Genomic DNA, 22,751 nt, shown 5'->3' with positions numbered 1-22,751 from the left:
TTAATTATTTTGTTTTTTGATCTTCTGTCGCTGATAAAAGAGACTAAAAGCATCATCCCTTATTGTATTTTCACGCTTTTCAATAATTTTGCCACAATTCAGGCACTTCCAGCCTTCAAAGTTAATGAAGTGATCAAAGAACGATTGCATGATCATTAAACCACCGCACTTGGGGCACTTCATACGCTCTCCTCTACGCTCGCCAACATTATCATAAGCATAAGATTAGACTATCAAAAAATATCTCACATGCAAATTTCAGCCATAATCAATTTTTTTTGCATGCTTTTGATTTGAAACTTTAATCAACATTTCAAAAAATCAATGTACGAACTTCCTTACTAAAGATCAAGAGTATTTTCAAAAGGACCAAAACTTAAAACAAATACTTGAATTTTTATGCATAAATTTGCTATTAATTTTTTGCTCGGCAACAAAGTCAACACATTTTTCACTCAAGCTCTTCGTTTAATTCTTCAGATTTAACAACTTCGGCGTTCTGCATCGATGCGCGTTCTTTCCGTACTTGCTCGCGCACCATTTCAAGCTCTTCACGCTCGGCGCGCTCAACTTGCAATCGCAATGTTTCATGCTCAAGACTTTCAAGATTATTTTGCATTGATCGTAAACGCACCGTTGCCACCTCTTTTTGATTTTCATGGTACTCAAGTGCTTCTATAGCGCCATCACGCAGATCTTCAAGTTCTCGCTTTTGATCTTTTAATGATATTTTTTTAAATCTCTGCACCGATGCCTCGTCAAGCAACTGAGCCTCACGGCCCTCATGAGCAAGGCGCTCTTTTTGTAAATAAGCATTAATTGAATCAATCATTTGACCAGCAAGCTCTTCAACCAAACTGGTATGCTGCTCTGCTTCCTTTCGTAATGTTGTCTGAGCTCTAAGTAATGCCTCTGCCTGCGCCGTATCTTGACGCGCTTGCGTTACACGATCTTGCATCACGCGAACTTCAGCTTGCAACTGTTCTGCTTTTTCTTCAAATTTTTGCGCTTGAGCAATAGCTTGTTCAAGTTGAATCTTCAAATCAATACCTTGTCGTTTTTCCTCCTCAAGGCGTGGAATAAACAGACGTTTTACGCTTTCGACTGCCTCATCACGCTCCTCAAGAGCCTGCAATCTGTCTCGTTCGCGCTGACGCTGATTGCGCTCTTCTCGCTCGTTTGATTTGGCATACGCTTGTGCCACTTTATCTTCAGCCAACTCAGCACGCTTTTCTGCCGCTTGAGCATACTGCAGTGCTTGCTCAAGATCATCTTTCAAATCTTGTACATGCCCCTGAGCATCGTGCTGAATATCATTAACGCGCTGTTTGGCAGCACGAGCAACCTGCTTTGCTTGCCGCATTTGTTCTTCAGCTTTGGTTATGCGCTCTTGCGCTTGCCCTGCGTGCTGTGTCATCAGCTCGTTATTCGATTGAGCTTTAGCGACAGCATCTTTTAAATTGGCGTTTTCTTCTGTTTTGGCTTGTACTTGGGCATTTAACACTTCTTTTTCGATAGTAGTTTTTTCCATGCGTTGTACAGCCGCACTCATTTCTTGCTGCGCATGCTTCAAGTTGCTGCGCTCTTGGCGCAATTGAATTTCAAGATCAAGCCATTCCTGTGTTTTATTTCTAAGCTCATTATTCATTTGCTGCTTTAAAAGTGATTTATCCGCACGCATTTTTTCTAATGAATTACGCGTTGATTCAAGCTCCGTCTTGACCTGATCAAGCTCGCCCTGTAATTTTTGTACCATTACCGGGATAATATGAACAGTAGTTCCGTCTTTAATTTCTACACCAGATACATCAGCTGTCATCGTTTGAAAATTATTCGAATAATCTTCAAACGCACGTCGCACCACAACATTGATCCTGTTTTGATCAAGCTCAAGAGGGCGTTCCAAGCTGCCAAATTTATTTTTTTCCTGTTGAACCTGCTCGTTAATATCATACAAAATAGCTAAACGCGCCTTCTTTTTTTGATCGTCAGACAAAGACTTTTGAACGCTTATTTGATCCAACAATATATCGGCTTTTTTCTGCGCCTGCACAATACTTTGCAATGTTGCTTGTTTATCTAACAGTTGTTTGTACGACATATCGGCTCGCGATTGCGTTGAACTTAATGTTTGATCAAACCAGTTATTTTGTTTGTTAAATCGCTGTGAAAAATCTGCAACCTGATCACTTGTTTCACCCTCGGCTATTATATTTTTCATGAACGACATGTCGGTATAAAAATCTCGAGAGATCTGATTGCGCCACTCTGGCGTAATAGTCTGAGTGGGCATAGCACTAAAGCTTCTCGAAAATAACGACAACGCCGGAGCTGGTACTGAAACGCGATTAAAAGAAAAGTCCTTGGCGCCAAAACTAGTCATTTTACTGTCCAACGAAATATCTACCGACCGTTGAAACTTTTGTTCAAGCTGTCGACGCTGCTCTTCAGCTTTTAATTCGAGGGCCTTGTGCTCAGCTTGGCTCATAATAATAAGTTTTTCTTTTTCAGCTTGGTAGTTAAGTTCAACGGCCTTAGCATCAATGTCATTCTTAAGCTGTTCAGTCATTTTTTCAGCTTCAGTGCGCACCATGGCTATCTGTTGCTCAACCTGTGCTTTAATCTGAGCAATTTGGCGAGCCGTTTGCCCTTTAAGCTCTTCGTTTTGCATAGCAATACTTTGATCAATTTTTTTATTTCAAGTGCCGCTTGCTCACGCAAAGAACTCGCAACCGAAATGTCACCAGCCTGACAAGACGATGCCCAAAAAAATAATGTCCCAATAATTCGCATTATGCTCAACAAAGCCTTTGTACTAATTTTCATGATTTCCCCACTAACCCCTTAGTTTTGATACTTCTTTAGTAACCTCAGTTATAAGTCTAAAAAAAAAGCCCCTATTTATCAACGAAATATCAATTTGAAATAAAAAACCTCTGACTATCAATACAGTCGTAACCTCTTTTTTAAAAATTATTTGAAAAAAGAAGCGGCATTATCATACTAAAAAGACAAAAATTATGAGCTTGTTGTATCTGGACATGCAAAATGGGTTAGGCTTAGAAAAAGGGCATTTTTTTACTAAAATAAGGCAAAGTACCATGAATCCAAAAAAAAATTCTCAACTTCTCATAACGCTCATTATTGTAGCAAGTGTAATGGGATGGGCCATAAAGTATTCGCCTGTTTGTCGCACATGGCAGCAATTACGTAGCTTGTGGCAAACAAAAAAGCCCGCCATCGCACCATCAACACCGCGAACGCCAGAAACTTGGATGACCGTTTTTGTCCACGGCACGTTCGGCTCTGTCATGAGCCTTTTAAGCGCCAAAAAAGTTTTAGCTGATGATTTGAAAGACAGCCGTTACCGCATTGTTAATAAAAAAATGCGAAAAGACCCTTATTTTTTTAAAGATCAATTTATATTAGACCGAGGGTTGGTTTCAATACCAAAAACACTTGATACAGACCTTACCACTAGTGATCGCTTTGCTGCTTTTCCTTTATCCAAGGCATACGCCACTATCGCTGACTATACAACCAAAGGCCAAGAAAAAAATCTCTTTTATGCATTTGGCTGGAGCGGATTAATGAGCCAACAGCGCCGTCGCTCAGAAGCAATCCGCCTTTACAACAGCTTGATAGAAGAACAAGAACGATTACGAACCGAAGGCATTAATGCAAAAATTAGAATTATTGCCCACAGCCATGGCGGCAATCTAGCGCTCAACCTTGGCGGCATTGGAAAAATTTTGGCAACACAATCATATGATCCTCAACAAAAATTCTCTCCGATTGACCAAGAACATGAATCGTTACAAGAAATGTTTTCGCTCATCAATCAATTAATTACTAAAGAAAATGCCATACAAAAAAAAGGTCAAAAGAGTCTCGATTATATTCCAACACATAAAACACTTTTGATTGATGAGCTCATTTTACTTGGCACACCAATCCAACCAGAAACTGAATACTTTGCCCTTTCTCATATTTTTAAAAAAATTTATAACTTTTATTCATCTGAAGATATTGTGCAACAAATTGACTGGTTTACAACCAAACAATACTACAGTAACCAACGTTTTCACGAATCAATAATCCATAAAGGAAGAAAAAAAATCACCCAAATTAAAATTATGTGTGATCATCAGCAAGTACCATCAGAAAAAAATACGTCCTACGCACGGTCGTGGTTTAACGCTATCAACGCACTTCTTTCTCGTCAAAGCAAAGATCCCACGCATAAAGAATTGTGGTTTATCAACTGGAAGCCAGCAAACAGCGAAACTAATACTTTTTTCATTTCACCGCTACCAGCCGTTGTCCTCATGCCCATCATTTTAAATGTACTTGCAACAAAACCAACACTTGCTGACGTTGATATTAATTTAAGTAAAAAAAATAATTTATTAGAGGTAGTTTTACATCGTCATCAACAAAATTTTGCTGAAAGCAGCAGATATATTCCTATGAGTTTAATTGACGAAATTAAAAAAGAATTCAAAAAATGGGAACCACCTGATCTTTCTGAGCCGACCGGTTTTGACGCCATCTATCGTCATCTCTCGTAGGAACGTTAAGAAAAAATAATAGCTTTTTTTTATGCACATTGTATCATGAATTCCTAGTTGTCTAATGATGCTATCACTAATAAAAAAAATGAGACACCATTCTGGCTACACAAGGAGAAAGTTCATGATTTCTCGCATGTCGAGGATGTTTGTAGTAAGTGCTGCTTTGGCTATTTTTTGCCCCCTCGCTACGCTAAAAATATACGCAGACAGCAGCTCACATAAACACACCAATAAAACGTATACCATCAAGGAAATTATCGTTGAAGGAAATAAAACGATAAAACAAGAGCTTATTCTAAATAGTATTCCCTATCGTCTTGACGATGTTTTTGATGCTCAAAAAAGTGAGCTTGCCATTAACAATCTCTATGCCCTGGGGCATTTTCGACAAGTAAAACTCGAAGGAGAAGAAATCGATGATGCATCGATGGCATTAATTGTTACGGTTGAAGAAAAGAAGCTTTTGGAAGATTTACACATCAAAGGCAACAAAAATATCGAAACTAAAAAAATCAAAGAAAAGATTAACAGCGCCAAAATAACCTCGATCGACGAAGAAACGATTAAACAAATTTGCGAACAAATTAAAAAAATGTACGCAGAAGAAAATAAGCACTTCGTTACCTTTACCACAACACTCACACCAAACAAAGATAATCCTCATAAAATGACCGCTGAAATTGTAGTGCACGAAGGCCCAACAACCAGTGTAAAATTTGTTCATTTTGAGGGTAACGACAAGATTCCTGACCGCAACTTAAACAAGCCACTGTTCACACGAGAAGCATGGCTGTTGGGCTTTATGGACCAAGCGGGCAGTTACAACGAAGAGCAGCTTGATGCCGACAAGCATCGCATTGAATATTATTATCGCGATCACGGCTACTTGACCGCAAAAGTAAGCAAAACTGACACTGAGTTCTCGCCAAACAAACGCGATGTTGCGATTACTTTTCACATCAGCGAGGGCGATTTATTTACGGTCAACTCGGTATATGCACATGGCGATGAGGTATTTTCAGACAATGAATTAAAACCGTACATCGACGTCAAAGTTGGTCATCCATTTTCACAATCTGCAATGATGAAAACAATCAGCAAGCTGCGTGATTTGTGGGGAGAAAAAGGCTATATCTTTGCCGACGTTTATCCACAAGTTAAGCCAAATGAAGAAACTAAAGAAGTAGACATTGTTTTCAATATCGACCGCGGCAAACAAATGTACGTTAATCGCATCGAAGTTACCGGCAACCATGCAACTCGCGACAAAGTGATTCGCCGCCAATTGGAAATTATTGAAGGCGAAATGATTACCTCCAAGAAATTGACGCGCTCAAAAGCGAATGTTGAATATTTAAGCTTTTTTGAACGCGATGGCGTTAATTGGAAAATTCACCGCCTCACCGATGAATTAGCAGATCTTGAAATGAATGTGCGTGAAGCAAAAACCGGCAGCTTTAACTTCCAAATGAGTTATGGTACCGATCGCTTTAACCCACGCCCATCGTTGCGCGGCATGCTGGTACTTGAAAAAAGCAACTTGTTCGGCCTTGGCTGGGAAGTGGGCGGCTTGATACAAGCAAACAAAGAACGCGTACAAAAACTTGAATTGCGCTTCATAGATCCATATCTTTTTGATTCAAACATTTCAGGCGCATTTTATTTCTATAAACGCTGGGACGAGTACGAACAGTGGCGCAGCTTGAACCGCTCACCAATCCAAATTGTAACCGGTGGCCATACGCGTTTTGGTTTCAGACTTCCTCAAATTGATAAGCGCTTACAACTGTTGCTTGATATTGGCATCGAAAACCTGCACAACAAAAATAAAATCACAACTTCAGACGCAGTCTTTGCACCTGTCGTCAACCGTTCATTCCAGGAAGGAACGCTGAATTGGGTTGGTCTTGATTTGATTAAAGATACGCGTAATCACCAGATTTATCCTAACGAAGGATACAAGCTTACGCTGGCCACAAAAACAGCACTGCCGGGCCTAAATGATGATTTCTCATTCCTTAAAGGCGAAGCTCATGGCAGTTGCTACACATCTTTGATTGGCAAAGACACACTCGTACTTGGCTCACAGCTGCGGTTAAGCGCAGTACGTTCGCTTGGTAAATCAAAACTGACGCCGTATAAAGAGTTGTTCCACATGGGCGGCCAAAACACGGTTCGAGGACACGTATTTGGTGGCGCTGGTCCAGCATGGAAAACCCCGGGAGATATGAATGAAGGTAGCCCATTGGGCGCACAAAATGCGTTCTTGTTTAGTACTGAACTTATTTTTCCTCTAATCCCAGATTATTCAATGAAAGCACATTTCTTTTATAATGCCGGGTGCGGTTGGGATACACCAAAAAATGATATTCCAGATCATTCCTACATCAAGCGCGATAAATTTCAACCACGACACTCTGTTGGTTTTGGCTTGAACTTGGTCAACCCATTCCCCGCCAAAATCGACTGGGGCTTTAAGCTTGACCGTAAAAAGAGCCAGAACGAATCTGCTCATGAATTTCATTTAACCATGAATTATGCTTGGTAATTAAAAAAGGCCCCGAAGTTCGGGGCCTTTTTTATGTGATCAAAGTTTTATTTTTTCGAAACAATATATGCTTCAGTCACATCAGGCATCTGCTTCATGTGAAAATAAAGCGCTGTTTTACTGCTGTACATCCCCGCAAAAAGATCGAGCTGGTAAAGATTGTCGGCAAATGCACCACCCGTATCAGCCAAAACACCCAAGCGAACTTCGTTTTTGCCCGTCACTGCATTAGTATAATTAATGGCAATCAGCTTGCCCAAACCAATAGTTTTAACATCCCCAGCAAAAACTACATTGGCACGATAATTAAATTTATCTATATATAAAGGTGCCGCTTGTGCGCTCGTCTCACGAAAATACCAATATGTTTTGTTTTTGCCACTTCTTTTAAGCTTCTTTTGGTAATGTATTTTATTATTTTGATGAATCATAAAAACACGGCTTCGGCCATCAGGCATGGTAGCTACTATTGTTCCTTGCATCAAAGCCTCCCCGATAGCTTTTTTTTGCAGTCACACAAGCGACCTCACCATATTTTTATACTGTTCGGTTTCTAGCGCTCCTGCAAAAATTTCATGCTTTGTACAGGGCGGAATATCTACACTACTGGTTAACGCATACAAAGCATGAGTATTTTTTTTTGTTTTTACATAGCTACCGGCAAAATTATAAATAGCGTAATGAGTCAACCTAATCTTGCCAATATTCTCATGCGTAAAATTCTTTTTACTCGACATCATAAAATAATCCCCATCTTTCTGCGCACCTTGAATATCAGGAGTCCAACGATGAAAAGAAAAATTTTTGTTTAAAAAGGCAGAATTACAAACTCTAAAAAACCCGTCTTTCTGTCTTCTTCGATAATCCGCACCAGATAATCCAGCGTTTCTTGAGCCTTTTGAGAAGAAATTACATAGTTGGCAAAAGCAGGGGAGCCAAACAATTTGGCATGAGTTTTGGCATATTTTTTCATATAACGCAGAGTATCTTGTGCCGCTTTTTGCAACGACAATGGATCGGTTAAAACAGTCATGCGTCCATTCAGTGGATCATTGGCCAACGCAAAAGACTTCTTAATGACCTGCTCATTTTCATCAGACCCCGGCACATGCTCAAAACGCTGTATCATCTGCTGCTTATCAATACAAAAGCTACGTACCGAATTGGGAGCCAACATTATGCTCAAGCTTATGACGAACAATATTAATCCATGTAGCATGAATAACCCCTTGCAAATTTTAACTATTATAAGCCTATCTATATAAATTATAGCCAAATAGTAAATAATTTAGTCAAGGATTAAGAATTTACAAGCAAAAAAGGGCGTTGCCTTGGGCTTTTTTTACGTGCCAGATTGTGCTCAAAAAAAGCATTTGGCACCTCTCCATAAAAAAATCACTCAAATATTGCATAATAAGGGCTCAATTTTATACGATTGCGGGTATAGTATGAGAAGAGTAAAAAAAGAAAACACCCCAAGGAAAACCAATGCCCAAAGAGACAGCCATCGCTGGCTTTGTAATTAAAAAGTTCTTACCCTCCCAGTCAAAAATATCATTACTAACAGCCTCACTTGGCAAAATAAGTATTTTTATTAAGAATCAAAAAACATGTGAAACTTTGTGGCCCGGCATGCTCATTTCACTCACCGCCACTCACACAGAACATAATTACAGGGCCGACACCGTAACAATTATCGCTATGCCATCAATTACTTCCAACGAAGACATCACGTGGGTTCATCATTTGTTGGAACTGTGCTATTACATTATCCCCCTCCAAAACCCAGCTGAAAATAACTTTGGACACGTAGCACAGTATCTCACGATTCTTGATTATAAAGAGCATTTTGAGAACTCATTATCAATACTACAAATGCTCTGTATCTTGCACTTGCTACATACAACTGGCAACACTGACGAGAAATTACTACACAACACGCCCCTCCTGCAAACAATCAATTCCTTACCAGCCCTTCTCGCGCATGAATCAAGACAATCATTGAAAAAAAATTTAGCATTGTTTGATTCTCATGATCTAGGTAACATAACAACAAGCATAAAAAATTATCTTCGCCAACACCCATGTTTTAATTTATTTAAAACAGTAAAATTTATGTATTAGAACTAAAAAAAGGAAGCCCATGCGCGCAAAAATTATTATTCTTTCTATTTTTTTGATTTTTCCATCTGCAATACTCCAGCCAGCTATAGAGTTTTTTCTTCCGCAACAACCAGCGCGGCTTCCTTTTTTAACTGCCAAAGATGCTAAAAAAAAGCAACACAAAAAAGTCACAACAGAATTTGAAGAATTTCAAAAAAACCATATCGAAAAAAACAAAAAAATAACCGCCACCCTAGAAGCTATTGCCAAAGATGCCGCAGAACTTGAAAAACAAAAAGCAGCACCAAAGTCACCAGAAATACTTCATTACTTCAATAAAAAAAATGATCTTTTAACCAACCAAAAGCAACACCTCATACTTATTCAAAACACTATAAAAAACATTGAAGAAACCTATGAAAAAAATATACAAGTACTAGAAAAAACGATCGACTTTTTACAAGCACCACGCGCACAGGGTCTTAAGACGGTTTATTCCTGGCAAGAGCTAAGAACTGCACAAAAACAAGCAACAGATACTCTGCAAGAAATAACCGAAGAAGAAAAAAAGAAAGACGATTTAAACAAGCTTAAAAACAAAGAACGTGAGCTTATCAATTCACTCAAAAAACAAGTTGAAATCAATCTTAAAGAACGCGACAAAGTTGTTAATGAAGCAAAAAGTGGCGATAAAAAAGAAATGCTAGCCATCCCTATTCAAGACACTGAAGATCTTTACAACCAAGAAAACAATCTACTCGAACAAAAAATTGATCTGAGCGATCACAAAATAAAGTTACTTGAACAAGAAGCTCGCCTCAAAGAAAATGAAGTAGACCTTCTTAAAAATCAGCACATCAGACAAAAAGAAACCCTAGCACTTATCGAAGATTTACTGGTCCTCACGCTCAGCGATGTTGATTTTGCAAAAAAAGAACTTGATGAAGCCCAACAAAAAGAACGTAAAGAACGCGATGAAATCGACAAAAAAATTAAACCTAAGGAAGCTGAAAAAGGGCGCGTTAGTATTCAACAAGATGCCTTTCGCCGCAAAATTAATACGTTCCCAGATGACAAAAAAGATACCGTAAACTACTACCTCAATGAAAGCGAATCTAGCCGCCTACACGCTTTATATGCAGTTTTAGAAAAAGACATAAAGCTTTTAGAAAGTAAAAAACTAGTAGCAGCACAAGCAACACAACTCAAAGATCTTCAATACCAACTCGTTGATATTCGCTATAAAATTTCAACACAAAAACTTGATCTTGATGAGTTTTTAAACAAATATTTAAATCTCAAACATGTTTCCACCCAAACCTTGGAAGAATACAAAAAAGAGCGCGAAAAAATTAGCATCAAACAACTCGATGTCGGACGCAAAAAAGAAGATTTGAAACTTGAAAAAAATAAACTTCTTGAAAAAAAAGATACGGTATTTAAAGATCAGGCTCCAGCGCTCCAAACAATCATCAAGCGCTTAACCGTCATCAAACAACTACTCAAACAACAAGTTGATTTAAGTAACGAATATTTGGTTGTTATTTCTGCATTGATTAACAAACAAGAAGAAATTAACAGTCAGTACGAGCTCATTATTGAAATGATTGAACGAAGAAAGAATTACGAAGGCTTATGGAAGGTTTCGCCAAAAGCCATTTCATTTGAAGACTTCAAGCGTTCGTTATTGGAAGCCGAAAATTTTTTTAAAGAATTTTTCTGGGACACGCCACAATATCTTGGCCCATCAATCTTACTTGCTGCCATAAAAACAATAAATTTTTATGACATTTTGGCGCTCTTTTTCTTCTTGTTTTTCTTCCTGTTTATTTATGCGTGCCTCAAAATTATTTTACAATTTATGCTTAAGCGCGCAACGCTGCGCCTCACAGGCGACCGTAAAAATATCGGCTTCTTATCGCTCAACATTATCATTTCATTGCTTAAATTTAGCTTGGAGCATCTGGGCATTATGCTTGGCTGGGTCTTTATTTATGCGCATATTATTTTTGATTTCAAATTCATTTTTTCGACCATCAGTTTTTTTGCAAAGCCGTATTATGTCTCAATGTTTTACTTACTCACGATTCCTATTTTTGTTTATTTATCGCGCGAATTGCTCGTCAGTTTAAAAGAACTCAATCGCCGCTTAAGTTTCTTTTTCTTTGCCGAAAAATTACAAGATCGCTTCTTGCTCCTGATTACCTTCGTATGCTACTCAACCGCTACATTACTCCCTCTCAGACGCGCGTTTTTAAGCTACTATCCTGACCAACCAACCATCTTCCCAGCGGTTTTGATTGGCGCCTATTCGCTCGTTTTGGTAATTACTGTTCTGCTTTTTTTTAGCAAAGAAGATGTGTTACGCCTTATTCCAGAACGTTATACTTTTTTAGTGTGGATCAAACAACAAATTGACGCACACTACTATCCCGTATTTTTCTTCATTATGAGCTTGCTTATTTTGTCCAATCCATACATCGGCTACTCAAACTTAGCGTGGTTCTTAGCATTTGTGGTGCCATCAACCGCACTACTCATTTCTGCGTTATTTATTGTGCATTACTACATTCGTAAATATTCTGTCTTTTTGTTTATGAAAGAAGAAGAAGAAGAAATTATCGACAAATTTGAGCATGCTAAAACTTACTATGGCTTTGTCGTAATTTTCAGCTTCTTTACACTCATGATCGTTACCTTCATTTTAGTAGCACGCATTTGGGGTTTTGCCTACACACCAGCAGATTTATGGCGCCTCTTTTCTACCGAACTTGTTATCCCAATCGGCCCTGAACACAAGCTTGGCTTGGTCCAACTTGTTTCGCTTATTTTATTTATTGTTGGCGGCTTTATCGCTTCATCGCTACTACACAAATTTGTACTCAATAAATTATTCGACATTTTGCGTACCGAACCCGGCGCACAAAATACGTACTCACGCATCTTGCATTATGCCATCATTTTATCAGCATCTGTTCTTGGCTTTATGTTCATCCATCTTGAAAATATGTTTTGGTACGTTGGTACGTTGCTATCTGTTGCTGCCGGTTTTGCCGTGAAAGATTTAGCAGCTGACTATATCGCCGGCTTTTTGGTGCTGATCGAGCGACCGATTGAAATTGGCAATTTTATCATGGTTGAAGACAACGAAAGAGCACGAGGCACCGTCCATAAAATTGATGCGCGCACGACAACCATCGTCAATATTTACAATCACTCAATGATCATCCCGAATAAAGATTTAATCGCCAAAAAAATAGATAATTGGAGCAAGGGACGTTTTGCTACCGGCTTTGATATCAGAATCCGCGTTGACTATAAATCAGATCCCGACTTGACCAAAAATATTATTACCGAAGTTATTCAAAGCAACCCGACCATTTTGCGCGTGCCACGATTAATTGTACGCTTAGAAGATTTCGAAGAAAGCGCTTTATTTTTCCTAGCTCGTGCATTTATCAGCACGCGCCGCGTTAAAGAACAATGGACCATTGCTAGCACCATTCGCGAGGATATTTTTAAAGCGTTTAAAGAAAAGGGCATCCACTTTGCATTTCCACAACGCGTTTTGCATATGGAAGAAAAGAAATTTCATAACTTTGATCAATCACCATCATCTTCTTCACAAAGCCCTATTCAATTTAAATTTGATTCTCAATAAAGGAATAATTTTTAAAAATCGGAGTAATTATGAAAAAGATTTTGTTGGGCTTAATGCTCAACGTTGTGACTATTTCGCAAATGTTTGGCACAACAAAAACCACGTTGGACAGGCTTTATAAATCACCACCGGTTGGTATTAATAACTATATGGGAAACTCATGTTTTATGAATGCTGCCATGCAAGCCTTGTACTACATACGGCCGCTAACACAACATCTTTTTTCTCAACCATTTAAAGATGCCTTGGTGGGCAATGAAAACACGGTAGCAGGAAAATATGTAGATTTTTTAGAAAAGCTAATAACTACTAGTCCAAAGGCTTTAACTACCGATGATGCCAAGACGTTTCGCGACTTTATTACGTGCCGAGCAATGCAATCCAACATTCTTAATGAAGTACTACAAGTGCCATCCATAATCCAAGGATTGCGAGGTGAAGCCTACGAACTCAAAGAGATACCACCAATCCAACTTGCTCCAGGCACAACAAAGCTTACAAAAGATCAAAAAAATCTGTACACAAATCTTCATACTTATAACAATCTCATACCTTTTTTTGAAAATCAACAAGATAGCGATGAGTTTCTTATGCCGCTTATCGACTCACTAATCACGGTTGATAAAAAAAACAACTCTGTTAAAAAAATGTTAAGTTTTGAAACTAAAGATACTATTCAACACAAAAACATTACTCAAGCCAATAAATCACATAAAACAGAAAAAACAGAGCAAGGTCGTAAACTAATACTCAATTTTTCTCAACCACTACCTGAAAAATCTTCAACTACTATGCCAATGGAATTCTTACTTGATTACTATTTTCAACAAGAAAATATGACGGGCGATAATCAGTGGTTCTGCCAAGCATGCAACGCAAAAGTAGATGCAACCAAGGGTATTTTACTTGACGCAAACAACCCAATGCCAGAAATTCTTATCGTTCAATTGAATCGCTTTGCCTACGATATGATTCAAGATATCACGACAAAAATCTACAATCCTGTACCTCTTAACAATTATCTCATTCTTAAAAGTAACTATTTTTCAAATCAAATAACAGAGCCTGTATACTACAAACTTATCAGCTTTGTTTTGCATCAAGGGCCTTTTGGTGGTGGACATTATACGGCTTTTGTTTATAACCAAGCAGATAATCACTGGTGGTATTGCGATGATGAAACAACAACAAAATTTGAATCAAATGAAATCAATAAGGTTCTTTCGGCAGGCATATATCCCCACGATGGAAATCTTGAAAAAAAAGCTACAGGAATATTCACACCCTACCTTCTTTTTTATCAAAAAACAGAAAGCCCAAACCAACAAATGGAAAATTTGACAACTGCCCTTCAAGCCCTCAAATTTAAATTGGCCGAGCTGGCAACAAAGTTAAGTTCGTTAAAATAGGAAAGAAATATTGTGAAGAAATTACTACTCTCTTTTGCTTTACTTGCGCAATTAATTATCTCAGAAAATGTTTTTAGTGCAGCACTCGAAATTCGAACATTTTCAGGACCTGAAGCTCGACAATATTCCAGCGACATTATTAACATTCGCTTTCTTTTTAAAGAATTTCCGTATCTGTACCAAGGCACGGTTGAGTATGAAGTCGAGTATTTAGAAACTTATTTTAAATCGCCAAACGCTATTATTTTGCTGGTATTTGATAATGACAAAGTTGTAGGTTTTGCAAATGCAATCCCACTCGTAGAAGAACTTGAGGAAATAAAAGCACCATTCATCAAAAAAGGTCTCAATCTCGATGATTATTTATACATCGGCGAAGTTATGCTGTATCCGGAATATCGTAAAAAAGGCATTGTAAAACGTTTTTATGAAAGCTTAAAAATTGTAGAAGACGATGCTCGTGCAAAAGGATTTCGCTCAACCATTTTTATGATGGTAGACCGACCAGAAGATCATCCTCTCAGACCAGAAGGTTATCAACCACTGGATGCTATGTGTCGATACTTTGGTTATGGATTGGCGCCTGATATGAAAATAGCACTGGCGTGGACACAAGTTGATACTGGCATGGAAACAGACAACACACTCTCGATTTGGGAAAAGAAAATTAGTTAGAAAAAGTGGAGCCCTACTTCGCTCTTATCAGAGCTTTGAAGGGCATACTTTATATTGATTAATCATCTAAGAAAATGGCTTGCCAGGCATTTCCTGCGGAAATGAAAAGCGGGGCCCTACTTCGCATTGCTACGCAATTAGCTTCGAAGGGCATACTTCGCATTGCTCTAACGAGACATAATCTTTTATAATTATCAATCCGTTAAAGAAAATGGCTTGCCATACGAAGCCTTGGCGAAGTATGGTGGAGGCGATGGGAGTCGAACCCATGTCCGCAACACTCGGAACTTTAAGCACCACATGCTTCTCCCCTGATTGTACTCTTACATCTCCTCTGGGGCATAGTTAAATGTAAAAGCCAGTTTAGTGATACAATTGCGCTACCCAACTAAAAAATCTTACGCAAAGGTTCTATCTTTTTAATACAAGTGGATCTTACTGATAGACACGCTCAATCCTCTAGACTAACCCTAACGAATTAGGCACATACAGCAGCGCCATTATAATAGCTTGCTGTATTATTAGTAACAAACATATCGTTTGCATTTATTGTTTTTTGAATGTTTTTTAACGAGCCCCCATACAAAACTCGGCATGCTCTCAAAGCACAAAATACCACGTCGAGACCGTTACGCCCCCGTACTTTGCTTTTCAAAGATAATTGTTTATATGGTATCTCAATACCCGCACAAAGTCAAAAATGCCCTTATTTTATATATTTTGCTCACATTAATGCCCTGGTGCTAATCTCGCCAATTGCTCTGCCAATACTGCAAATTTTGTTTTGAGGGCCTTAAGAGCTTCCTGCAAAGTTATTTCTAATTTTTTCGGTTTAGGAGCTGATGGTAACATATCACCCAATTTTGATCTTAAATCTTCTTCTTTCAATGGCACGCTAAGCCAATTAATTTTAAGCTGTTTGTCTTCAACAGCAATCGCACCTCTTAAATCGCTTGTGATTGAACCAATAGCAACATATTTTTTATTACGATTTGATATCGACGCATCCTGAATTTTTGAAACTAACTCATTTGGCAAACCTGTTTCATAGATTTTTAAGCGCCAGTTATCATAGAGTCCATTACCAACCATAACAATGCCATAACAATCGAAGGGCACCGATTGGCCTTCTGATGCTGAAGTAAACGTAAAAATTGGTTTATAATCTTTAACTAAAAAGCCATCTGCTTCTCTTTGATGAGAGTCAGAAACAATATATTTCCAATGATAGGGACCAAACGGATAAACCCCAAATCGCTCTTTCTTGCCTTCAATAACCGCATTCTTCTGAGCCTCATTTTCAAAAAACATTTTAAAACCATAACACTGATCTTGATGGCCTCGAAAAAAAGCTTTGAGATTATTTTGATTTAAGTATTCTTGCCCCCCAGCAACCGTAGCTTCTATGCCATATTTCGTCCCACGACATCCCGAAGCAAAGTCTGAGTCATCTTTATCCTGAGAAAAATCACTCCACTGAAAGCCTTCTTGAAATTTAGAAATTTTTTGAAATTTTTTATTTTCTTTAATGAAAGGCTTGACATCAAAAAGATCTGTGTCTCCATCATTCACGGCTATGCCAGCATGGCAACATTGTACAAATTCATTTTTATCTTTAACACCCAAAAAGATTGCAAAGGGCAAAAAGTGATAGAGATTTAAAATTTTTTTACCAATTTCTCCCTGCTCAGATCGTTCTTTTTCAATATCAGTTTCAAATTTAATACAAACTTCGCCCTCTAACTTTCCTTTACCCTTGATAGCACTCCACCCTAAAAAGCCATATTTTTTACTTGCCAAACTTGTCTCATGATTGCCACGCAGCAAATGAACTTTGTCCCAATTGGCAAGCTTAAGTTGCATCAGTGAGTACCACACTTCAGCCCCATAGCGGCCGCGGTCAACAAAATCGCCCAAAAAGATCAGATAAAAATTATCTTTTTTAAATTTAAAATTGTCGTCAAGATATCCATCAACACTCAACCGCCATAGATTGCGCAACAGTGAATGCACGCTACCGTGATAATCGCCCATAAAACAAACTTCGCTATTTGCTGGAATCTCTAATCTTTGGATAAATGCATGCTCAAATTCATTATCATGCTTTGCTTGAATATCAAACAATGAATCTTGTGGCGCATCAGCACTCACCCAATTATCTTTGACTTGAAGCTTTTGCTTGCTACGCTTTGCAAATTTTTCCATCTTATCTTTGAATTGTTGAGCAGTCAGCGTTGTTTTGTAAACTTCTGATAGACTCTCACCATTAATAATATCATACCCACTCAAATGGTCATATTCTGGTAGTTTGGTAAAACAAGCAACTGACCAATCGGTCAACGTTGCATAATCAGCCGGGGTAGCAGCAACAACCGGCCATTTCACAAATAAGCTCAATAAAAATAACCATAGAAAATTCTTCATCCCCGCCCCGGTTAAGAAAAACCCCAAATTACCCCAAAAAGATCAATTTTTGCCTTTGGCCCAAAATTATGCTTAAATTAAAGCATAATTGACCTTTTCCTACCTTAACCGATTTTTTAACAGAAAATAAAGATTAATGAATAAAAGACCGAAAACCAAAGACTATTCCTACAAATCAGAGCCACGCAAGAAGAAAGAATTTGGACAGCATTTTTTGCGTAAGCATTCTACGGTGGACAATATGATCAGCGCGGTGGCCGTAACGCCCGAAACAACAGTTCTTGAAATTGGCTGTGGCGACGGTTTTTTAACGCGCGCTATTCTTGAACAAACACACTGCAAAAAACTGATTTGTTATGAAATTGATCCGGAATGGATTGAGGTCGTTCAAAAAAAAATAAGCGATCCGCGCCTTGAAATCAGGCACCGAAATTTTCTTGATATTACGCATGAAGATTTTCAGGCCGATGCGCCATGGGTCGTTTTGGCAAACGTTCCCTACCAAATTACCTTTCCCATTTTCTTTACCTTCGTGAAACACAAACAGTTTATTACCGAAGGCGTGGTCATGATCCAAGAAGAAGTAGCACAAAAAATTGCGGCAACGCAGGGGCGGGGCTACAACCCAACAAGCTTGTTGCTGCAGCATCATTTTGATGTTTCTTTGATGGAAAAAATTGAGCCAGCCGCTTTTGAGCCAGCGCCAAAAGTTCATTCACGACTTTTGTATTTCAAACCAAAAGCCATTGTCAAACCAATTCCACAAGAAGAAGATTTTTGGAAATTTGCTAAACTCTGTTTTTCTTCACCACGCCGCACACTTGCCAACAATCTTAAACAAGCGCACTATCCGCTTACACAATTAGAAAGTGGCACACTGCAACTGCGCGCACAGCAACTTTCTTTTGATATGTTGCTTGATATCTGGCAGCGCTTGCAAAGCTGAAGCGACGATACATTTCGCTCATCTTTTTCTAATATTGCAATGGTATTATTATGCAACACTGGCAACCCAACCGCCTGGTACTCAAGCATTTTCGTGGGACGCGAAACCCAATTAATCACATCACGCTCTCTAAACAACAAGCCAAAATCAGCTGCCGCTAAGTAGCGATACAACTCTGCAGCTTTTACCGATAACACACGAAAGTGATCCGTTGGCACCTGCGCTTTTACTAATTCCTGCGCAAAAATTTCATGATCGCCGGAAAGTACCAATAAGAAACTTTTTGGTTCAACGCGCAGTCGCTCAACGAAAAATTGAACCGTCTGCGGCGCACACTGCCACGGCTTAAAAGAACCACTGTAACAATACACAATCGCATCACTGGGTATGCCAAGCTGGCTGCGCACCTCAGCCCGCCATTGCACAACGGTTGGCTGAGCAAGTGTTTGTGGAATATCTTTTGAAGCGATAGTAATCAAGCGCGGGTCTGCTTGAAATTGCTCAATCAGATAATCTTTAAGCGCCGGACTCACCGCTTCAACAACAACATCTTTCAATCCAAACTTGGTACCAAAAACATCGCGCTCAATGCTTTCAAGGCGCCCATAAACAATTTTATACAACCATGATTTAAGTAATGATTTCCTTTTAAATGAACGATCATACCGATATTCTTCGGCACATAAACCACGCGCTTGTATCGTTATTTTTGGCATAGCCACACTCGCATTACCATGCCTTTTTTGCCAACCCACTAACTGCCGCATGGCATGCAGTAATACAAAACCTGCTAAAGGACCGCGGGCTATCAGCTCGTCAGGTTGTGTAATTGCTAATAATTTACCAAACTGGTAGGAAGCAATTTTTAAACCGTTTTTGCCAACAAAGGGCGTTCTACGGCTGATTACACAATGCAATCGTTCATGTGCAGGAATTATTGAGATGAGATCTTTGTCCGATGGGCGTTTCTGCTCAAATGAAACAAGCGTAATCTGAATGGTTGAATGGGCATCAAGCATCCCCATCAAGGGAGCCAAAACTTGGCTTTGAAAAACCGAATTTTTAATACCATCGAACAAAACAAAAACTAAGTTTTTGCCAACCTCTTGCCTCATAATTATCCTTTTTATTTTCAAAAAAATCTCAATCGTCTACTCTAGTGCCACGAGTTTATGAATCAGGTGCGGTACCCAAAAACCTATGCCAGGGATATTAGTTTATGAAATTTATAAAATTATTCGAAGAGATTAGTATAAAAGACATCAATAGTGTTGGCGGGAAAAACGCTTCGCTTGGCGAAATGATCCAAAATCTTACCACCAAAGGCGTCATGGTACCCGGCGGGTTTGCTATCACTGCCCAAGCATATCGTCATTTTTTATCAGCCAACAATCTTGAAGAACCATTACAAAAATTACTCGCACAACTTGATAAAAATAATCTTGAAGCTTTTGTAGCCCTTGGCCAACAAATTAGAACGCTCATTGCGCAAGCACCAATTCCTGCCGATCTTACCCAAGCCATTAAAGAAGCTTATCAAAACCTAACCAAGCGCTACCCCGCACCCTGTGATGTTGCCGTACGTTCATCTGCCACCGCAGAAGACTTGCCAGCAACCTCTTTTGCTGGCCAGCAAGAAACTTATTTGAATGTCCGCAGCGAGCAAGAACTCATGACGGCATGCAGCAATGCTTACGCATCGTTATTTACCGACCGCGCGTTGTCGTACCGCATTGACCATAATTTTGATCACATGGACGTTGCTCTTTCAATTGGTGTACAAAAAATGATACGCTCAGATTTGGCAAGTGCGGGTGTTATTTTTACCCTTGATACTGAGAGCGGCTTTAGAGATGTTATTTACATCAGCGGCTCATATGGCCTTGGCGAAATGGTGGTACAAGGCAGCATCAATCCCGATGAATTTTATGTCCATAAACCAACACTTGCGCAAGGTTTTAAACCAATTCTAAAAAAACGCATTGGCAGCAAACAACAAAAACTTATCTATGCCGACCATGGCCAAGCAACAAAAAAAGTTGAAGTTGAAACCAAAGACCGCGTACAATTTTGTTTGAATGATGATGAAATTCTTTTCTTGGCGCGCCAAGCAGCTATCATTGAAGATCATTATTCTCAAGAGCGCGGCATGTGGTCACCCATGGATATCGAGTGGGCAAAAGACGGCCTTGACGGAAAACTGTACATTGTTCAAGCGCGCCCAGAAACGGTCTATTCTCAAAAACAACAGCAATCTTTTTTTGAAGAATATGTACTGGATAAATCAACGATTTCTAAAGAAAACATTATTGTGCACGGCAAAAGCGTGGGGCGCAAAATTGTGGTGGGTAAAGCACGCGTTATTTAAATATTAAAGCAATGCACGAAGTGCAGCCGGGCAATATTTTGGTTACCGACATGACCGACCCTGATTGGGAACCAATCATGAAAATTGCTGCTGGCATTGTCACTAATCGTGGAGGCAGAACGTGTCATGCCGCTATCATTAGTCGCGAACTGGGCATCCCCGCCATTGTAGGCGCCGAAGATGCAACTGCCAAAATTACAACCGGCCAAGAAATTACGCTTGATTGTGCCAATGGCGAAGTTGGGTCTGTCTACCAAGGCCACTTTCCTTTCGAAATTAAACGAATAGAAACAAGCCATCTTAAAAATCCGCCAGTAAGTTTGATGATGAACGTAGGCAACCCTGACGAAGTATTTAACCTGGTTAATATTCCAAATGCCGGCGTGGGCTTGGCTCGCTTGGAATTTATTATTAATAACGCGCTGCAAATCCATCCGATGGCACTTATTCATCCCGACAAAATTTCTGACGAAAAAGATCGTACACTCATTGCGCAATTGACCGCTGGTTACACTGATAAAAAACAATATTTTATCGACAAACTAGCACAAGAAGCGGGCACCATTGCTGCTGCTTTTTACCCAAAACCAGTTATTATCAGAATGTCAGATTTTAAAAGCAATGAGTACCGCAAATTGATTGCTGGAAAAGACTTTGAACCAGAAGAAGAAAACCCAATGTTGGGATTTCGTGGCGCTTCACGTTATTATCATGAAAAATACCAGGAAGGCTTTGCGCTGGAATGTGCTGCTATGAAAAAAATACGGCTTGAAATGGGCCTGACCAACGTTAAGCTGATGTTGCCATTTGTACGTACGATTGAGGAAGCGCACAAGGCACTACAAGAAATGAATCGACACGATTTAATCCAAGGACAGAATGGCCTTGAAGTTTATATGATGGTTGAAATTCCTTCAAACGTTTTACTGATCGATGAATTTGCAAAACTTTTTGATGGCTTTTCGATTGGATCAAACGATTTAACACAAATGACACTAGGCGTTGATCGCGACTCAGGCCTTGTTGCCTCACTGTTTGATGAGCGCAATGCCGCGGTCAAAATGATGCTGACTATGGCAATTCAAGGCGCTAAAAAAGCTAACAAGAAAATTGGGATTTGTGGCCAAGCTCCTTCAGATTATCCAGAGTTTGCACAGTTTTTAGTTGATCAAGGAATCGATTCTATTTCGCTCAACCCAGACAGCGTTTTGAAAGAAATGTTACTTCTCAACAACGTTTAAACACAAAAGAGCGGCTATGTCGAGTAGCCGCTCTTCTAAAAAGTTACCTAAAAATTGAGTATCTAGACTTCCCAAGCATTCAATATATTTTTAACTTCATTGACAACTTTTTTGCCAATATTGACAACTTTTGAAGGATAAGGATCGTTGAGGTACAAACGGTACGAAACACCATTCATATTTACGGTAAAATAAAGCAAAATTTTCTGGTACTTATCACCTTGATTAGCACTTGCAATGCGGCCTTCTTTTTCCAAAAGTGTTATCAAATCTGGGTCATCATGCAAGGTAACTTGTTGATCTCCATTTTTGTGCATCCAATCGGCAGAAAAACCAAGTCGCTCGGCACTATAAGAACCATGAATATTGGCTCCGCCCGTTGTCCAATTACATTCACTATCGGTAAAAACTTTGTTATTTTTGCCACCAGGCACCAGAAAATGGGCAGCCTTTTTTTTTAATCTGGTATTAATCAAATTCCATAACTGAATCACCGTAAATGTTGCTCCTGGTTGAACTTTTTGACCCTCAATATCCCGTGGAATTTTATTACGCGCAAGCGAAGAAGAAGCGTTTAATGAGCACACTCCGCCAACAACAACCACTACCGCAAAAAATGCACGTAAGAAAAGCATGCCTTTTTTCATTATTCCCCCTCAATAGTATTATTCCCTTTACCCCTCTTCCCGTCCACCCTGAGGAGACCAGCAACACTTGGCGTCTCGAAGGGCATTTTTCTCATAGTAATCAAATTTGAGCAGCAGAAGCAATATTTTTATTAAGATGGCCCCAGAATGTATTC

Annotated in this window: 15 protein-coding genes, 1 other RNA gene and 1 pseudogene; 8 read left to right on the top strand and 9 right to left on the bottom strand. The window is 39.2% G+C overall.

Going from position 1 to position 22,751, the window contains the following annotated elements:
• Positions 1–183, bottom strand: a complete 183-nt coding sequence (locus IPF37_03715) for a hypothetical protein (GenBank protein ID QQR48646.1) — start codon at positions 181–183, stop codon at positions 1–3.
• Between the two features lie 268 nt (positions 184–451).
• A complete protein-coding gene (locus tag IPF37_03710) occupies positions 452–2,671 on the bottom strand; it encodes a hypothetical protein (GenBank protein QQR48645.1) in 2,220 nt (739 codons plus the stop codon).
• Positions 2,672–3,101: 430 nt separating this feature from the next.
• Here IPF37_03710 and IPF37_03705 point away from each other — a divergent pair, with 430 nt between their 5' ends.
• Entirely contained in the window at positions 3,102–4,571 is a 1,470-nt protein-coding gene (locus IPF37_03705; GenBank protein ID QQR48644.1) for a hypothetical protein, read from the top strand.
• 124 nt (positions 4,572–4,695) lie between these two features.
• The gene (gene bamA / locus IPF37_03700; protein ID QQR48643.1) at positions 4,696–7,122 is read left to right on the top strand and encodes an outer membrane protein assembly factor BamA; all 2,427 of its coding nucleotides are present in this window, start codon (positions 4,696–4,698) and stop codon (positions 7,120–7,122) included.
• 47 nt (positions 7,123–7,169) lie between these two features.
• Here the strand turns inward: bamA and IPF37_03695 are convergent, their stop codons facing one another.
• The 3 genes from IPF37_03695 to IPF37_03685 form a co-directional block, all read right to left on the bottom strand.
• Positions 7,170–7,604, bottom strand: a complete 435-nt coding sequence (locus IPF37_03695; GenBank protein QQR48642.1) for a hypothetical protein — start codon at positions 7,602–7,604, stop codon at positions 7,170–7,172.
• Positions 7,605–7,634: 30 nt separating this feature from the next.
• The gene (locus IPF37_03690) at positions 7,635–7,862 is read right to left on the bottom strand and encodes a hypothetical protein (protein ID QQR48641.1); all 228 of its coding nucleotides are present in this window, start codon (positions 7,860–7,862) and stop codon (positions 7,635–7,637) included.
• Positions 7,863–7,930: 68 nt separating this feature from the next.
• Positions 7,931–8,341: a hypothetical protein gene (locus IPF37_03685; GenBank protein ID QQR48640.1), complete on the bottom strand. Its 411-nt coding sequence runs from the start codon at positions 8,339–8,341 to the stop codon at positions 7,931–7,933.
• Between the two features lie 269 nt (positions 8,342–8,610).
• On the opposite strand from IPF37_03685, the gene IPF37_03680 reads away from it, so the two are divergent.
• The 4 genes from IPF37_03680 to IPF37_03665 are packed head-to-tail and all read left to right on the top strand — an operon-like array spanning position 8,611 to position 14,970.
• On the top strand, positions 8,611–9,246 hold the full coding sequence (locus tag IPF37_03680; GenBank protein ID QQR48639.1) for a hypothetical protein: 636 nt from the start codon (positions 8,611–8,613) through the stop codon (positions 9,244–9,246).
• Between the two features lie 19 nt (positions 9,247–9,265).
• Positions 9,266–12,886 (top strand): mechanosensitive ion channel, encoded by a 3,621-nt coding sequence (locus IPF37_03675; GenBank protein QQR48638.1) that lies wholly within the window; start codon positions 9,266–9,268, stop codon positions 12,884–12,886.
• 29 nt (positions 12,887–12,915) lie between these two features.
• Positions 12,916–14,295, top strand: a complete 1,380-nt coding sequence (locus IPF37_03670) for a ubiquitin carboxyl-terminal hydrolase (protein ID QQR48637.1) — start codon at positions 12,916–12,918, stop codon at positions 14,293–14,295.
• 12 nt (positions 14,296–14,307) lie between these two features.
• Positions 14,308–14,970, top strand: coding sequence for a GNAT family N-acetyltransferase (locus IPF37_03665; protein QQR48636.1), 663 nt, complete (start codon positions 14,308–14,310; stop codon positions 14,968–14,970).
• A gap of 242 nt (positions 14,971–15,212) precedes the next feature.
• On the opposite strand, the gene ssrA is transcribed toward IPF37_03665, so the two are convergent.
• Positions 15,213–15,609: a transfer-messenger RNA gene (ssrA, locus tag IPF37_03660) on the bottom strand.
• Between the two features lie 90 nt (positions 15,610–15,699).
• A complete protein-coding gene (locus IPF37_03655) occupies positions 15,700–17,394 on the bottom strand; it encodes a serine/threonine protein phosphatase (protein QQR48635.1) in 1,695 nt (564 codons plus the stop codon).
• Positions 17,395–17,530: 136 nt separating this feature from the next.
• Between IPF37_03655 and rsmA the strand changes: the two genes are divergently transcribed.
• Entirely contained in the window at positions 17,531–18,340 is an 810-nt protein-coding gene (gene rsmA / locus IPF37_03650; protein ID QQR48634.1) for a ribosomal RNA small subunit methyltransferase A, read from the top strand.
• Here rsmA and IPF37_03645 read toward each other — a convergent pair.
• Positions 18,241–19,455, bottom strand: a complete 1,215-nt coding sequence (locus IPF37_03645) for a hypothetical protein (GenBank protein QQR48633.1) — start codon at positions 19,453–19,455, stop codon at positions 18,241–18,243. The genes rsmA and IPF37_03645 overlap by 100 nt on opposite strands.
• 104 nt (positions 19,456–19,559) lie before the next feature.
• Between IPF37_03645 and ppsA the strand changes: the two are divergent.
• Positions 19,560–21,949: pseudogene (gene ppsA / locus IPF37_03640) on the top strand (phosphoenolpyruvate synthase).
• A 62-nt stretch (positions 21,950–22,011) separates the two neighbouring features.
• On the opposite strand, the gene IPF37_03635 reads toward ppsA, so the two are convergent.
• On the bottom strand, positions 22,012–22,596 hold the full coding sequence (locus IPF37_03635) for a hypothetical protein (protein ID QQR48632.1): 585 nt from the start codon (positions 22,594–22,596) through the stop codon (positions 22,012–22,014).
• Between the last annotated feature and the right edge of the window lie 155 nt (positions 22,597–22,751).

The sequence above is a fragment of the bacterium genome (genome assembly GCA_016699045.1).
GTDB lineage: Bacteria > Babelota > Babeliae > Babelales > RVW-14 > AaIE-18.
This window is presented reverse-complemented; position numbering and strand designations above follow the sequence as displayed.